The organism is Streptococcus sp. ALY_211, from assembly GCF_058314555.1.
On record NZ_JBZFUN010000004.1, the window covers coordinates 1 to 12807 of the forward strand.

At 40.7% G+C, this 12807-nt stretch carries 16 protein-coding genes, 2 tRNA genes and 3 pseudogenes; 18 read left to right on the forward strand and 3 right to left on the reverse strand.

Annotation, left to right across the window (positions count from 1 at the left end; all coding sequences use genetic code 11):
- Positions 1-258 precede the first annotated feature (258 nt).
- The 11 genes and pseudogenes from rpmH to AC4HAJ_RS04535 form a co-directional block, all read left to right on the forward strand.
- A complete protein-coding gene (gene rpmH, locus AC4HAJ_RS04485) occupies positions 259-393 on the forward strand; it encodes a 50S ribosomal protein L34 (RefSeq protein ID WP_002885866.1) in 135 nt (44 codons plus the stop codon).
- Positions 394-504: 111 nt separating this feature from the next.
- Complete coding sequence (locus AC4HAJ_RS04490) at positions 505-1026, forward strand: DUF1307 domain-containing protein (RefSeq protein WP_491078970.1); 522 nt, start codon at positions 505-507, stop codon at positions 1024-1026.
- Between the two features lie 125 nt (positions 1027-1151).
- The gene (locus AC4HAJ_RS04495) at positions 1152-1928 is read left to right on the forward strand and encodes a TatD family hydrolase (protein ID WP_491078971.1); all 777 of its coding nucleotides are present in this window, start codon (positions 1152-1154) and stop codon (positions 1926-1928) included.
- Between the two features lie 184 nt (positions 1929-2112).
- The gene (rnmV, locus tag AC4HAJ_RS04500) at positions 2113-2679 is read left to right on the forward strand and encodes a ribonuclease M5 (RefSeq protein WP_491079146.1); all 567 of its coding nucleotides are present in this window, start codon (positions 2113-2115) and stop codon (positions 2677-2679) included.
- Entirely contained in the window at positions 2672-2968 is a 297-nt protein-coding gene (locus AC4HAJ_RS04505; protein WP_491078972.1) for a hypothetical protein, read from the forward strand. The genes rnmV and AC4HAJ_RS04505 overlap by 8 nt, the downstream gene beginning before the upstream one ends.
- 88 nt (positions 2969-3056) lie before the next feature.
- Positions 3057-3143 (forward strand): annotated as a pseudogene (locus AC4HAJ_RS04510) (YciI family protein); the annotation flags it as partial.
- Between the two features lie 17 nt (positions 3144-3160).
- A pseudogene (locus tag AC4HAJ_RS04515) lies at positions 3161-3304 on the forward strand (DUF1697 domain-containing protein); the annotation flags it as partial.
- A 201-nt stretch (positions 3305-3505) separates the two neighbouring features.
- Positions 3506-3745 (forward strand): GlsB/YeaQ/YmgE family stress response membrane protein, encoded by a 240-nt coding sequence (locus AC4HAJ_RS04520; RefSeq protein ID WP_491078973.1) that lies wholly within the window; start codon positions 3506-3508, stop codon positions 3743-3745.
- 70 nt (positions 3746-3815) lie between these two features.
- Positions 3816-4016 (forward strand): CsbD family protein, encoded by a 201-nt coding sequence (locus AC4HAJ_RS04525; protein ID WP_491078974.1) that lies wholly within the window; start codon positions 3816-3818, stop codon positions 4014-4016.
- Positions 4017-4362: 346 nt separating this feature from the next.
- The gene (gene rsmA / locus AC4HAJ_RS04530; protein WP_491078975.1) at positions 4363-5235 is read left to right on the forward strand and encodes a 16S rRNA (adenine(1518)-N(6)/adenine(1519)-N(6))-dimethyltransferase RsmA; all 873 of its coding nucleotides are present in this window, start codon (positions 4363-4365) and stop codon (positions 5233-5235) included.
- Positions 5236-5367: 132 nt separating this feature from the next.
- Positions 5368-5595: pseudogene (locus AC4HAJ_RS04535) on the forward strand (hypothetical protein); the annotation flags it as partial.
- Here AC4HAJ_RS04535 and AC4HAJ_RS04540 read toward each other — a convergent pair.
- Positions 5573-6115: a VIT1/CCC1 transporter family protein gene (locus tag AC4HAJ_RS04540; protein ID WP_491078976.1), complete on the reverse strand. Its 543-nt coding sequence runs from the start codon at positions 6113-6115 to the stop codon at positions 5573-5575. The pseudogene AC4HAJ_RS04535 and the gene AC4HAJ_RS04540 sit on opposite strands and share 23 nt — an antisense overlap.
- Before the next feature lie 148 nt (positions 6116-6263).
- On the opposite strand from AC4HAJ_RS04540, the gene AC4HAJ_RS04545 reads away from it, so the two are divergent.
- Positions 6264-6803: a TetR/AcrR family transcriptional regulator gene (locus tag AC4HAJ_RS04545; RefSeq protein WP_491078977.1), complete on the forward strand. Its 540-nt coding sequence runs from the start codon at positions 6264-6266 to the stop codon at positions 6801-6803.
- A 238-nt stretch (positions 6804-7041) separates the two neighbouring features.
- On the opposite strand, the gene AC4HAJ_RS04550 is transcribed toward AC4HAJ_RS04545, so the two are convergent.
- Positions 7042-7130 (reverse strand) — tRNA-Ser (locus AC4HAJ_RS04550).
- Between the two features lie 70 nt (positions 7131-7200).
- Positions 7201-7283: transfer RNA gene (locus AC4HAJ_RS04555), tRNA-Leu, on the reverse strand.
- Between the two features lie 114 nt (positions 7284-7397).
- Between AC4HAJ_RS04555 and rsgA the strand changes: the two genes are divergently transcribed.
- From rsgA to purR, 6 genes are all read left to right on the forward strand, one after another.
- Positions 7398-8270: a ribosome small subunit-dependent GTPase A gene (rsgA, locus tag AC4HAJ_RS04560; protein ID WP_491078978.1), complete on the forward strand. Its 873-nt coding sequence runs from the start codon at positions 7398-7400 to the stop codon at positions 8268-8270.
- A 6-nt stretch (positions 8271-8276) separates the two neighbouring features.
- Positions 8277-8936: a ribulose-phosphate 3-epimerase gene (rpe, locus tag AC4HAJ_RS04565; RefSeq protein WP_491078979.1), complete on the forward strand. Its 660-nt coding sequence runs from the start codon at positions 8277-8279 to the stop codon at positions 8934-8936.
- Entirely contained in the window at positions 8929-9561 is a 633-nt protein-coding gene (locus tag AC4HAJ_RS04570; protein ID WP_491078980.1) for a thiamine diphosphokinase, read from the forward strand. Before rpe ends, AC4HAJ_RS04570 begins: the two co-directional genes overlap by 8 nt.
- Before the next feature lies 1 nt (position 9562).
- Positions 9563-10843 (forward strand): DNA recombination protein RmuC, encoded by a 1281-nt coding sequence (locus AC4HAJ_RS04575; RefSeq protein WP_491078981.1) that lies wholly within the window; start codon positions 9563-9565, stop codon positions 10841-10843.
- Positions 10833-11771 carry a 3'-5' exoribonuclease YhaM family protein gene (locus AC4HAJ_RS04580; protein WP_491078982.1) on the forward strand — a complete coding sequence of 313 codons (939 nt, stop codon included), beginning with the start codon at positions 10833-10835 and terminating at the stop codon, positions 11769-11771. Before AC4HAJ_RS04575 ends, AC4HAJ_RS04580 begins: the two co-directional genes overlap by 11 nt.
- A 97-nt stretch (positions 11772-11868) precedes the next feature.
- Positions 11869-12681 (forward strand): pur operon repressor, encoded by an 813-nt coding sequence (purR, locus tag AC4HAJ_RS04585; protein WP_491078983.1) that lies wholly within the window; start codon positions 11869-11871, stop codon positions 12679-12681.
- Positions 12682-12807 lie beyond the last annotated feature (126 nt).

A 12807-nucleotide genomic window follows, 5' to 3' on the forward strand; every position in this document is an offset into this window, starting at 1 on the left:
GCTTTGATGACTAGGTATTTCTTTGACTCTATCATAGTTAGTTCTATTTTCCTCATCTTTCTAGTTTACCAGACGGGACATTTTCACATTCGACCTAGCTAAGACATTATCATTTTCGAATGATACTCCTCAGCGCTCAACTGGAAATAATTCTTGACAGAGATATAATATTTAGATAAACTATTATAGTATGTTTAGTAACTGATCAAATTAATAGCCGGCTAAACGAATACGAAAATCTTACAGGAGGTATTCAAGGTGAAACGTACATATCAACCAAGTAAAATTCGTCGCCAACGTAAACACGGATTCCGTCACCGTATGTCTACTAAAAACGGTCGTCGCGTTCTTGCTGCACGTCGTCGTAAAGGACGCAAAGTATTGTCAGCTTAATGCGGAGTCTGAAAAAAGCCAATCCTTACTCGAGGGGATTGGCTTTTCGCATAATATCTGATAGGTTATGGTTGTTTGTCACCAGAATATTGACTAAGAGGAGAAACACGGATGAAGAAGTTTGTAGCGGCTCTGGGCTTGTTAGTGACCCTATTTTTACTAGTAGCTTGCCAGAGTCATCCAGAAAAAAATAGCAGTAATACTGATGCAACTTCTAAGCGTCAGACAGCTGATTTTCAAAAGATTGATACCAACTATAGCGATGTGCGTTATCACTTCACCTATGAGGGGGATGATCTGCTAATTTCGCAGCAGACGACGACTATTTTGTATTCGGCGCTCAATGTCAACTCACCAGAATCTGCTCGGTTTTATTATGAACAGAATGGTTCAACCAAATGGGATGATATCGAAGGGATTGAGCATAAGGTTGAGTATCAAGGAGATCGTTTGGTAGAGACTATTACTGTTGATTATACAAAGGTTGATAAGGTGGCCAATGCTGCTCTCTTGGAAATTCAGCTGACCAACGGAAAGGCGCCTAAACAAATCAGCTACAAGCATATTACTCAAACTCTTATTGGAAAGGGATTCTCTGAAGTTAAAGATGGTAATTTTCAGACCTTTAACTAATTTTAGTAGTTTGAGCTAGTTTTATCCTAATAGGTTTAAAAAGGAGGCTGAGACAGAAGTTCTCAGCCTTATTTATTTTTGTCCCACTCTCCTTTTCTCGATAATATTTATGATAAAATAAGGGCATGAAAAACATTTTTGATACCCATACTCACCTCAACGTAGAAAATTTTGTAGGAAAAGAAGCAGAAGAGATTGCAGCAGCGCGTGAACTCGGTGTGACAAGGATGAATATTGTTGGTTTTGATGAGCCGACGATTGAGCGGAGTTTAGAATTATCTCGTCAGTTTCCTGAACTCTATTCGACCATCGGCTGGCATCCGACTGAGGCTGGTTCTTACACGCAGGAAGTTGAAGATATGATTATCAGTCACCTGAACGATCCTAAGGTCATTGCCTTGGGTGAAATCGGTCTGGATTACCACTGGATGGAAGATCCTAAAGATGTTCAGATTGAGGTCTTTAAACGCCAAATCCAGCTGTCCAAGGATCATGACCTGCCTTTTGTTGTCCATACTCGTGATGCGCTTGAAGATACCTATGCGGTCATCAAGGAAGCAGGTGTCGGTCCACGTGGTGGCATTATGCATTCCTACTCAGGGTCTCTTGAGATGGCGCAGAAGTTCGTGGATTTAGGTATGATGATTTCCTTCTCAGGTGTCGTGACCTTTAAAAAAGCACTAGATGTGCAGGAAGCTGCCACTCAATTACCACTGGATAAGATATTGGTGGAAACCGATGCCCCATACCTAGCACCTGTGCCTAAACGCGGCCGAGAAAACCGCACAGCCTATACCCGCTATGTTGTCGATAAAATCGCAGAATTGCGAGGGCTAACGAGCGAAGAAGTGGCTGAGGCTACGACTGAAAATGCCATGAAACTATTTGGTTTGGAAAATTAAAACTAATGGGATAGGGAATGGCGACCGAAGGTCGCCCAAGCCGATAGTTTCCGCAGTGATGAAAGTTACAGCATTTATGCTGTGACGAGGTATTTTTGAAACTTTAGGTTCAAAAATAAGTCATGGAACGCCGAAGGCGGTCGCTGACGTCCCTATCACCTAAGGAAACTATCAAAAAAATAAAATTATGAAAAAAATAAAAATACAAGAAGTCCTCGTCGTCGAGGGCAAGAGCGACACTGCTAATTTACGTCGCTTTTATGATGTGGATACTTACGAAACCAAAGGTTCGGCGATTACAGATGAGGATCTGGAAAGGATTGCTTACCTCAATGACCTGCGTGGGGTGATTGTTTTTACCGATCCTGACTACAATGGGGAGCGCATCCGCAAAATTATCATGGAGGCTGTACCGACAGCTAAGCATGCTTTTCTTAACCGTGATGAAGCTGTGCCAAAATCAAAAACTAAGGGACGCTCACTCGGTGTTGAGCATGCTAGATTTGAGGACCTGCAAAAAGCTCTGTCTGGGGTGCTTGGCAGCTACGATGATGACAATCGTTTTGATATTACCCAATCGGATCTTATTCGCCTTGGCCTGCTTATGGGAGCTGACAGTCGTCAGCGCCGTGAGTACTTGGGAGAACAGCTGCGTATCGGCTACACCAACGGTAAGCAACTCCTCAAGCGTTTAGACTTGTTCGGAGTGACCCTAGCAGAGGTTGAGGAAGTGATGGAGCGTTATGATTAGAATAAGCATTGATAGATCATCAGTTTCAATGGGTGACGATGTCTTAAGTCATAAAATAAACATAGATATTCCTGATCAAACTACTATTTTAGAATTCGTATCCATTCTGAAGCGACATTACTTACCTTCTGTAAATGGTAATGATGTGGTCTGGGAAATTAGAGCTGCAGGCAAGGAAATTGCTGTTTATTTTACAAAAAAAGATATTATAGAAAATCTTGAGGATAATCGTATTTTCTTGTTGTACTATATAAGTCCTAAAGTATATATAGAGTGGCATAAAATGTAGCAACGTTTTATAGAAATTTCATAGAATTATAAAGAACAAAGATGGAATTACAGAAGCGGCGACAGCTATTCATTATTAGCTTGCTGTTTTTTTAGATAAACGTTATGAATCTGGGATTTTTATTGCTTCGGGGCATAAAAATCCACGAACAGGAGGCATTATTCTCTGTAAGTCTGAGGGTAAGGAGACCTGATGAAGAAAATAATCATCCTTCTGCGCGGTGTCACACCGACAGGGCAAAATAAAATCCCCAAGATGGTTTATCTTAGGGAGATTCTAGAGATAGTAGGTTTGCAGTCCGTACAGGCCTATGTCCGGAGTAGGAATATGCTTTTGATGAAGGCTATAATAACTCACATGTTCATCTGATTTTTACTAATGATAGACTGTCTTTAGTATACTGATCAATTTTAATAATTGCTCAGTGAGTATCATTTGGAGTATAATAGGGTCTGTACTCATGTTAGGTGTCTTTATTTATAATTGACTTTTTAGATATCTGATTGCAATTTTTGAAAGTCTTTGGAGGATAAGATTATGTTATGGTCAATTATTATCGGTGCGTTGATTGGTGTAATTGCTGGTGCTATTACTAAAAAAGGCGGCTCAATGGGCTGGATAGCCAATATTCTTGCAGGTTTAGTCGGATCGGCTGTTGGTCAGGCTCTTTTGGGAACTTGGGGACCAAGTCTAGCAGGCATGGCGCTGATTCCATCTATTGTAGGTGCTGTTATTGTTATTGCGGTTGTTTCGTTCTTTTTGGATCGTAACAAATAGTATTGAGTGTTATTAACGCTAATTGACTAATTTTTATATAGTCATCTAACTAAAGAAAGTGGGTCAAAATATGTCAGAAGAAAAATTTGATGCAAAGCTAGATCAAGCCAAAGGCTCAATCAAAGAAGGTTTTGGTAAATTATCAGGTGATAAAGAAACTGAAACCGAGGGTAAAGTTGATAAAATGGCTGGTAAAGCTAAGGAAATATTCGAAGATGCTAAAGATGCAGTCGAAGGTGCAGTCAAAAGCTTAAAGAAAAAAGATAAATAATTTCGAATCAATAGATAACAAAGACTGGGATTAAATCCCAGTCTTTGTTGCTGTTAAGATCGTCTTTAATTTTGGATCAGAGTAACTATAGGTGCTGGGCTGGAACTTTGGTGGATATATGGCTAAATATTATTTTCGCTCCAATTGTTGAGCTTGAGTAAGAGCTCCAACAGTTCTTGTCCTTTTATTGTTACCTGTGGGAAAAACCTTAAAATCTGGGCATCCCCATATTAGGAGAAGGGTCGAAGCGTTTTCGATTTTCATTGACTAATGCTCAGTTGCCCTAGGTTGCCTCTGTTTTATTTATGGTAGAATAGTAGAAAGAATTAAAATAGAAAGTGTATCTATGAGAATAGCAGACTACTCCGTGACCCGAGCCATTTTGGAGCGCCACGGCTTTACCTTTAAAAAGTCCTTCGGTCAGAACTTTTTGACCGATACCAATATTTTACAGAAGATCGTAGATACGGCAGAGATTGACAAAAACGTCAATGTCATGGAGATTGGGCCCGGTATCGGGGCTTTGACCGAGTTTTTGGCAGAGAATGCAGCGGAGGTCATGGCTTTTGAAATTGATGAGCGTCTGATTCCGATTTTAGCAGATACCCTGCATGATTTTGACAACGTACAGGTAGTCAATCAAGATATCCTCAAGGCTGATTTGCAGACGCAGATTCAAAACTTTAAAGATCCTGACCTACCTATCAAAGTTGTAGCCAACCTGCCTTACTACATCACCACGCCGATTCTCATGCATTTGATCGAAAGCAAGATTCCTTTTGCAGAGTTTGTGGTCATGATGCAAAAAGAAGTGGCCGACCGTATCGCAGCTGAGCCCAATACCAAGGCTTACGGGTCTCTGTCTATTGCAGTACAGTATTATATGGCGGCTGAGGTAGCTTTTATTGTACCTCGGACGGTCTTTGTACCCGCACCGAATGTGGATAGCGCTATTTTGAAAATGGTTCGCCGTGATCAGCCCTTGGTTGAGGTGCAAGATGAAGATTTTCTTTTCGATGTCGCAAAAGCCAGCTTTGTCCACCGTCGCAAGACCTTGTGGAATAATCTGACCAACCGCTTTGGCAAGTCAGAAAATGTCAAAGAAAAACTGAGGCAGGCTTTGGAAATGGCAGGGCTAACACCGAGTGTCCGAGGTGAAGCCTTATCGATTGCTGATTTTGGCCGTTTAGCTGACGCTTTAAAAGAGCAAGAATTTTGATGATTTAAAAGGCTTTAATGGAAAGATGTGAATCTATCTCTCATCTTTCTACTTGCTCAGTCGAGTTTACTGCTCCCACTCTTTGTCAGCTGCGAAGCGTACAGAGAGACGTTGAATAAAAGTAGGTAATTTATGAACCGATTGATAAAGATTTTAGCTGGTCTCTGTGCTGGTCTTTATGGCATACAGGCTAGTTTACATTTTCTCATTTTATTAGGGCTGCCCTTTGGCGCTTTCTTTTTTGGTGGTATGTATTCAGTCTTTCCGCTTTGGCTGAGGCCGATCAATCTGATGTTTACCTTAATTTGGTCATTTTTTGCTTATTTTTATATTGACTTTAAATCAAATTTCCCAAAAGCTGCCCAACGACATAGGCTACTAGAGCAGCGAGGAGTCCGACAACTAAGGTACGGATAATCTCTTTGAGGCGGCTTTGCTGGGTAATGGTTGCTTTAACCCAACCTAAGGCGATGAGTGATAATGAAACCAAACTGCTTGATGTGATGAAGGTTGCATGGCTGGATAGGTTTGTGAATCCCTCAAGGAGTAGATAGGCTAAGAGAGGGACAAGGCCAAAGAGGTTAAAGGAAAGAAAGGTTACGATAGCATTCATGAGGGCATGGCGTGGACTCACTAGGTCTTCTGTGGTTGAGCTGAGGTAGTCGCCGGCAGCCATCGAAAAGCCATCAGCCAAAAGATTGGAAAATCCCAAGACGATAATGGGCAAGGTCCCTAAGCTACCACCGATAGCTCCAGCGACCACTGCAAAGGTTGTGATAATACCATCAAGTCCACCGTAGGTGATAGATTTGGCATAGTTACGCAAGTCTATTTTGTATATCCTACTTTGAGGTGTTGCTGCACTCATTGCTTTTTTCATATGATCGACCTCACTTGTCAAAAGGCTATTTCTTTTCTACAATTATTATGACAGACAGGGAAAGGAAATAACAGGCACAGTTTTTTGACTTTGTCTCTTATTGAACAGATTGATAGATTTGTTCGGAAAAAATAGCATGGATATTCGGATGCAAAAGACGAGAGAGGCTATATTTGAAGCTTTTTTTGAGCTTTTAAATGAGGAAAGTTTTCATCAAATCAGTGTGAGTCAGATCATTGAGAAAGCACGTATAGGGCGCTCGACTTTTTATAGTCATTTCGCCAGCAAGGATGATTTACTGGCAGCGGTGTCTAGCCAGCTTTTTGAGCATGTTTTTAAGACGTCTTCTTATGCCGAACATACAAGAGGGGTAAAGCAAGGAAAAGAAGATTCTCTGTTAGACTTACTGACGCATCTCTTTCAGCATTTTAAAGATAACGAAAATAAAGTCACAACCCTATTTGAAATGGATGATCCTTACTTTTATCGCAATTTTAGAAAAGAGCTGCAAGATTATCTGGTTCCTTTAGTGAAAACAGTTTATTTTCAAGATGTCCACCTTCCTGATAGTTTGGTTGATCAGCAGATTGCCGAAAGTTTTATGACCTGTCTTAGGTGGTGGTTGGCTCAAAAAGATAAGATATCAGCAAGGGCTGTTAGCTTTTATTTCTTACAGATTTTGGTGTAAGAGCAGGCAGAGGCTGAGACCAAAGTCCAGACTCGTTAACATTATTCTAGATTTACCTAGATTGACGCAGTGGTTGGGGATAATCCTTATCTTGGGGTGCATTCTTATTTTCAGGCCCCCTTCAACAGTCTACTGGACTGTTGAATTACTATTTCAAGTGATAGCGACTGGTGGTTGTATCAATAGCGATTTCTCAGATAAAAACTCCTGCCTATAATGAGCAGGAGTGAAAGAGATAAGGAAAGGACGGGATTTGAACCCGCGCATGAACAAAGTCCACTTGCCGGATTTCGAGTCCGGTGCCGTACCAAGCTGGGCCACCTTTCCAAAAAAATAGGAAACTGTAAAAGAGAAATCTTGACTACTCTCTCAATTCAGTCAACCTTCAATAGAATGATGCGGAGAAAGGGATTTGAACCCTCACGCCCGAGTGGGCACATGCGCCTGAAGCATGCGTGTCTGCCGTTCCACCATCTCCGCAGATATGAACATTATACGATATTATTTTTAAAAAGCAAGCCCTTGTGGTTTATCATCTCAGAATTAAGGCGTTTGTGGTATAATAGCCCCATAAAAAGACCAAGAGGAGTTCATTTGCAAGGTAGAATTATCAAGGCTTTAGCAGGTTTTTATTATGTTGAAGCGCAAGGGCAGGTCTATCAGACTAGGGCCAGAGGAAATTTTAGAAAAAAAGGACATACCCCCTATGTGGGTGATTTTGTTGATTTCTCGGCTGAGGAAAATTCAGAGGGCTATATCTTAAGGATCTATGAGCGTAAAAATAGTTTAGTACGACCTCCGATCGTCAATGTCGACCAAGCTGTTGTCATCATGTCGGCGCTAGAGCCGGCATTCAATAGCAATCTGCTGGACCGCTTTTTGATTCTCCTTGAGCATAAGGGAATTCAGCCCATCATCTATATTTCAAAGATGGATCTGCTGTCTGATGATTCAGTTATGAGAGATTATTGTAAGCTCTATCAAGCTATCGGTTATCGTTTCACATGGTCACTGGAGGAGCTGTTAGGAATGCTGGAAGATAAGATGACTGTCTTCATGGGACAAACTGGTGTAGGGAAGTCGACTTTGCTCAATCGAATCGTGCCAGAGCTTCAGCTTGAAACTCGAGCTATCTCAGATAGTTTGGGACGTGGACGTCATACGACGCGCGCTGTCAGTTTTTATGATGCTTATGGTGGGAAGATAGCTGATACACCGGGCTTTTCATCTCTCGATTATGAAATTAATAAGGCGGAAGACTTGAGTGAGGCTTTCCCAGAAATTCGTAAAGCCAGTCATGGTTGTAAGTTTCGCTCTTGCACACATAGACATGAGCCAGGCTGTGCTGTTCAAGAGTCTGTGGAAAGTGGTCACATTGATCAAGGGCGTTATGATAATTATTTGCAGTTTTTAAGTGAGATTGAGAATCGCCGAGAAACCTATAAAAAAGTTGTTAAAAGAAAGTAGGACCTTATGACATATAAAATTGCACCCTCTATTCTTGCTGCTGATTATGCTAATTTTGCTAAGGAATTAATGCGTATTGAGGAAAGCAGTGCAGACTATGTCCATATTGATATTATGGATGGTCAGTTTGTGCCGAGTATCACTTTCGGAGCAGATGTCGTAGCTAGTATGCGTAAGCACAGTAAGCTCGTTTTTGATTGTCATCTTATGGTGGTAGATCCAGAGCGCTTTGTAGATGCTTTTGCACAAGCTGGTGCTGATATTATGACCATACATGTTGAATCAACCCAGCATATCCATGGTGCCCTTCAAAAAATTAAGGCGGCAGGGATGAAAGCTGGTGTTGTTATTAACCCTGGGACCCCAGTTGCTGCTTTGGAGCCTGTTTTATCTTTAGTGGATCAAGTTTTGATCATGACGGTTAATCCTGGTTTTGGTGGTCAGACCTTTATTCCAGAAATGTTAGATAAGGTAAAGACGGTTGCAAAATGGCGCAAAGATGGCGGTTATCATTTTGAGATCGAAGTCGATGGTGGAATTGATGATAAATCGATCAGACCTTGTGCTGATGCGGGGGCCAATGTCTTTGTAGCTGGTTCTTATTTGTTTAAGGCTGATGATCTTGTTGGGCAGGTCCAAAGCCTTAGGGATGCTTTGAATGACTAAGGTTGCTTTAATTGCTGGTGGTGATTTGGAGTCTATGCCTCAGGACTTTGATTACTATATTGGTGTTGATCGAGGTAGCCTAGCTCTGTTAGAGTCTGGCATTCCTATGGTTATGGCAGTTGGTGATTTTGACTCGGTGAGTGAGTCTGAGCTGGAGCGGATTAAGGAATCTGCTGCTCAGGTCATCCTAGCTCCTAAGGATAAAAATGATACAGATACTGAGCTCGCTTTAAAAGTTGCTTTAGAGCGCTGGCCAAATGCTAAGTTTAGTGTCTATGGTGCCTTTGGTGGGCGTTTGGATCATTTGTTGGCGAATATCTTTTTACCGAGTCATCCAGATCTAGCTCCTTATATGACGCAGATTTGTTTGCTTGATGGGCAGAATGTTGTAGAATATCGTCCAGCAGGACATCACGAGATAGCCCCTTGGTCAGGTATGACCTATGTTTCATTTATGACCTCAGATGATGCAGAGCTGAATATTGAGGGTGCCAAGTATACGCTGACTGCTGATAATTTTTTCAAGAAGAAAATTTATTCTAGTAATGAATTTACGGATAAACTGATAGAGGTATCGCTTGATTGTGGTTACCTTATTATCATTCATTCCAAAGATAGGGTTTAGTATGACGGTTATTTTACTTTTAGTTGCTCTTCTTATCCTGGGCTTGTTGCTGTATGTGATTAGTCAATTTTCAGGGTTAAATGCTGATTTATCTAAAAATCAAGATGCCCATGCTGATCGTTTATCAGAGCAGATTTCTTACCAGATGGAAATGGCTAAGAAAGATCAGGTGCTAGCTATGAATCAGCAGCTCAATCGTTTGCAGGCAGATTTGTACCAGCAATTAGCAGAGATTAGAGATGTTCTTCATCAAAATTTATCAGAGAATCGTGATCGCTCGGATCAGCGCTTAGAGCAGATAAATCAGCAATTAACAACTGCTGTAAAAACGATGCAAGATTCAAACGAAAAGCGCCTAGATCAGATGAGACAAACGGTTGAGGAAAAATTAGAAAAGACCCTGCAAACACGTTTACAAACCTCTTTTGAAGCTGTTTCTAAGCAATTAGAATCTGTTAATCAAGGCTTAGGTGAGATGAAGACGGTAGCCAAAGATGTCGGGACACTCAACAAAGTGCTTTCAAATACCAAAACCCGTGGAATAATGGGAGAGCTTCAGCTAGGACAGATCATCGAAGATATTTTGACAGACAGCCAGTACGAGCGAGAATTTGCGACAGTTACCGGATCTAGCGAGCGTGTGGAGTATGCGATCAAGCTGCCTGGCTCTGTCCAAGGTCAACATGTCTATCTTCCTATAGATTCTAAGTTTCCTCTGGAGGATTACTATCGTTTAGAGGATGCTTATGAACAGGGATCCAGTGAGGAGATTGAAGCTTTGAGGAAATCCCTTTTGGCTAGTCTTAAGCGCTTTGCCAAGGATATTCAAAAGAAATATCTCAACCCTCCTGAGACCACAAATTTTGGGATTATGTTTTTACCGACCGAAGGCTTGTATTCAGAAGTTGTACGCAATAGTGCCTTTTTCGATAGTTTACGACGAGATGAAGCTATTGTTGTAGCTGGGCCAAGTACCTTATCAGCTCTGCTGAATTCTTTATCTGTCGGTTTTAAAACGCTTAATATTCAAAAAAATGCGGATGATATTTCGAAGATACTAGGTAATGTCAAGACAGAATTTCATAAGTTTGGTGGGATGCTTGAAAAAGCTCATAAACAACTCAATACCGCCAATAAAACAGTTGAATCGTTGATGACAACACGAACAAATGCTATTATTAAGGCTTTAGATAATGTAGAAGATTATCAAGATAGCGCTACTCAGAATTTACTTAAAGATCCCACTAGGCAATTAGGAGGTGACTCTACTCATGAAGATTAGTCAAATGAAAAAAGACGAGGCGTTTGAAGGCTATTACCTCATCAAGCGAGCAGAACTTAGAAAGACACGGGCTGGTAAAGATTTTTTGGCCTTAACCTTTCAAGATGACTCAGGGGAGATAGCAGGGAATCTTTGGGATGCCCAGCCCTACAATGTTGAGCAGTTTACAGCTGGTAAGGTGGTCTATATGCAAGGACGTCGGGAAGTCTACAATGGGACGCCTCAGGTTAATCAGATTCAATTGCGAAATGTTGAAGAAGGCGAACCGAATGATCCTGCAGATTTTAAGAAAAAATCTCCAGTGGATATCAATGAACTTAAAGACTATTTAGAAGGTATGATGTTCAAAATTGAGAATGCTACTTGGCAGCGTATTGTCCGGACTATTTATCGCAAGTTTGATAAAGACTTTTTTGCCTATCCAGCTGCTAAGACAAATCATCATGCCTTTGAAAGCGGTCTTGCCTACCACACAGCTACTATGGTGAAATTGGCGGATAGTATTGGAGATATTTATCCAGTTTTAGATAAGAGCCTAATGTTTGCAGGGATTATGCTCCATGATTTAGCTAAATGTATTGAACTATCTGGTGTGGACAATACTGAATATACTGTCAGAGGTAATCTTATTGGGCATATTTCTTTGATTAATGAGGAAATTACAAAGGCTATTCTTGAATTAAATATTGAGGATGATAAGGAAGACGTGACAGTACTTCGTCATGTTGTCCTCAGTCACCACGGTCTTTTAGAGTATGGTAGTCCTGTTCGTCCGCAAATCATGGAAGCAGAAATTGTCCATATGATTGATAATATTGATGCTGAAATGATGATGATGACTCAGGCACTTGCTCAAGTCGATCAAGGTGAGATGACTCGCCGTGTCTTTGCTTTGGATAACCGTTCCCTCTATAAACCTAAATATTAGTTTTTTATAGCAAAAACGAGCATTTTTAAGTATAATGTTCGTTTTTTATATCTTTTATGATATAATAGGGGTCTAATACACAGGAAAAGAGATAGATATGAAATTACGTCGTAGTGAACGCATGGTTGTTATCTCCAATTATTTGATTAACAATCCTTATACTTTAACGAGTTTAAATACATTTGCTGAGCAGTATGAGGCTGCTAAGTCTTCTATTTCAGAAGATATTGCTATTATCAAGCGTGCCTTTGAAAACAGCAATATTGGACATATTGAGACGGTTACTGGTGCAAGTGGGGGCGTTATTTTTCGCCCTACCATTTCCAAGGAAGAAGCAAAGGCTATTGTGACCAATCTCTGTCGACGTTTATCTGAGAGCGATCGTATTTTGCCTGGAGGCTATATTTATTTATCAGATCTTTTGAGTACACCAAGCATTCTTCAGAATATTGGTCGGATTATTGCTAGTAGTTTTGCGGGTGATCGCATTGATGCAGTTATGACTGTTGCCACTAAGGGGGTACCTATTGCTAATGCTGTAGCTAATGTGCTTAATGTTCCTTTTGTTATTGTGCGTAGGGATTTGAAAATTACAGAAGGTTCTACAGTTTCAGTCAATTATGCCAGTGGATCAAGTGATCGTATCGAGAAAATGTTTTTATCTAAACGTAGCTTGAAGCCCAATAGCCGTGTTTTAATTGTGGATGATTTCCTCAAGGGCGGAGGGACTATCAGTGGGATGATTAGTTTGCTTAAGGAATTTGAAAGTGAATTGGTAGGTGTAGCTGTATTTGCTGAAAATACTCCAAAAGGACGTGATAATCTTTTTGATTACAAATCCTTGATGACTGTTTCGGAAATTGATGTTAAAAATAATATTGTTAAAGTGGATCTGGGGAATATCTTTTAAGAGTTATAAAATGACTCTAAAAATCGGGGAATTAATTGACAAAAAGTGCCGTCTATGATATTATGCTAGACGGTACTTTTTACTTTTGGTCTCTCCAAAGTGTACAGAGACGTGCTGACAATTGTT

What these genes read in the sequence shown, in the direction of transcription:
- AC4HAJ_RS04570 (WP_491078980.1), top strand. Translation starts at nt 8,929, where the DNA reads ATGACTAAGGTTGCTTTAATTGCTGGTGGTGATTTGGAGTCTATGCCT.
- AC4HAJ_RS04580 (WP_491078982.1), top strand. Translation starts at nt 10,833, where the DNA reads ATGAAGATTAGTCAAATGAAAAAAGACGAGGCGTTTGAAGGCTATTAC.
- purR (WP_491078983.1), top strand. Translation starts at nt 11,869, where the DNA reads ATGAAATTACGTCGTAGTGAACGCATGGTTGTTATCTCCAATTATTTG.
- rsmA (WP_491078975.1), top strand. Translation starts at nt 4,363, where the DNA reads ATGAGAATAGCAGACTACTCCGTGACCCGAGCCATTTTGGAGCGCCAC.
- AC4HAJ_RS04525 (WP_491078974.1), top strand. Translation starts at nt 3,816, where the DNA reads ATGTCAGAAGAAAAATTTGATGCAAAGCTAGATCAAGCCAAAGGCTCA.
- AC4HAJ_RS04545 (WP_491078977.1), top strand. Translation starts at nt 6,264, where the DNA reads ATGCAAAAGACGAGAGAGGCTATATTTGAAGCTTTTTTTGAGCTTTTA.
- AC4HAJ_RS04505 (WP_491078972.1), top strand. Translation starts at nt 2,672, where the DNA reads ATGATTAGAATAAGCATTGATAGATCATCAGTTTCAATGGGTGACGAT.
- AC4HAJ_RS04520 (WP_491078973.1), top strand. Translation starts at nt 3,506, where the DNA reads ATGTTATGGTCAATTATTATCGGTGCGTTGATTGGTGTAATTGCTGGT.
- AC4HAJ_RS04495 (WP_491078971.1), top strand. Translation starts at nt 1,152, where the DNA reads ATGAAAAACATTTTTGATACCCATACTCACCTCAACGTAGAAAATTTT.
- AC4HAJ_RS04490 (WP_491078970.1), top strand. Translation starts at nt 505, where the DNA reads ATGAAGAAGTTTGTAGCGGCTCTGGGCTTGTTAGTGACCCTATTTTTA.
- AC4HAJ_RS04540 (WP_491078976.1), bottom strand. Translation starts at nt 6,115, where the DNA reads ATGAAAAAAGCAATGAGTGCAGCAACACCTCAAAGTAGGATATACAAA.
- rpe (WP_491078979.1), top strand. Translation starts at nt 8,277, where the DNA reads ATGACATATAAAATTGCACCCTCTATTCTTGCTGCTGATTATGCTAAT.
- AC4HAJ_RS04575 (WP_491078981.1), top strand. Translation starts at nt 9,563, where the DNA reads ATGACGGTTATTTTACTTTTAGTTGCTCTTCTTATCCTGGGCTTGTTG.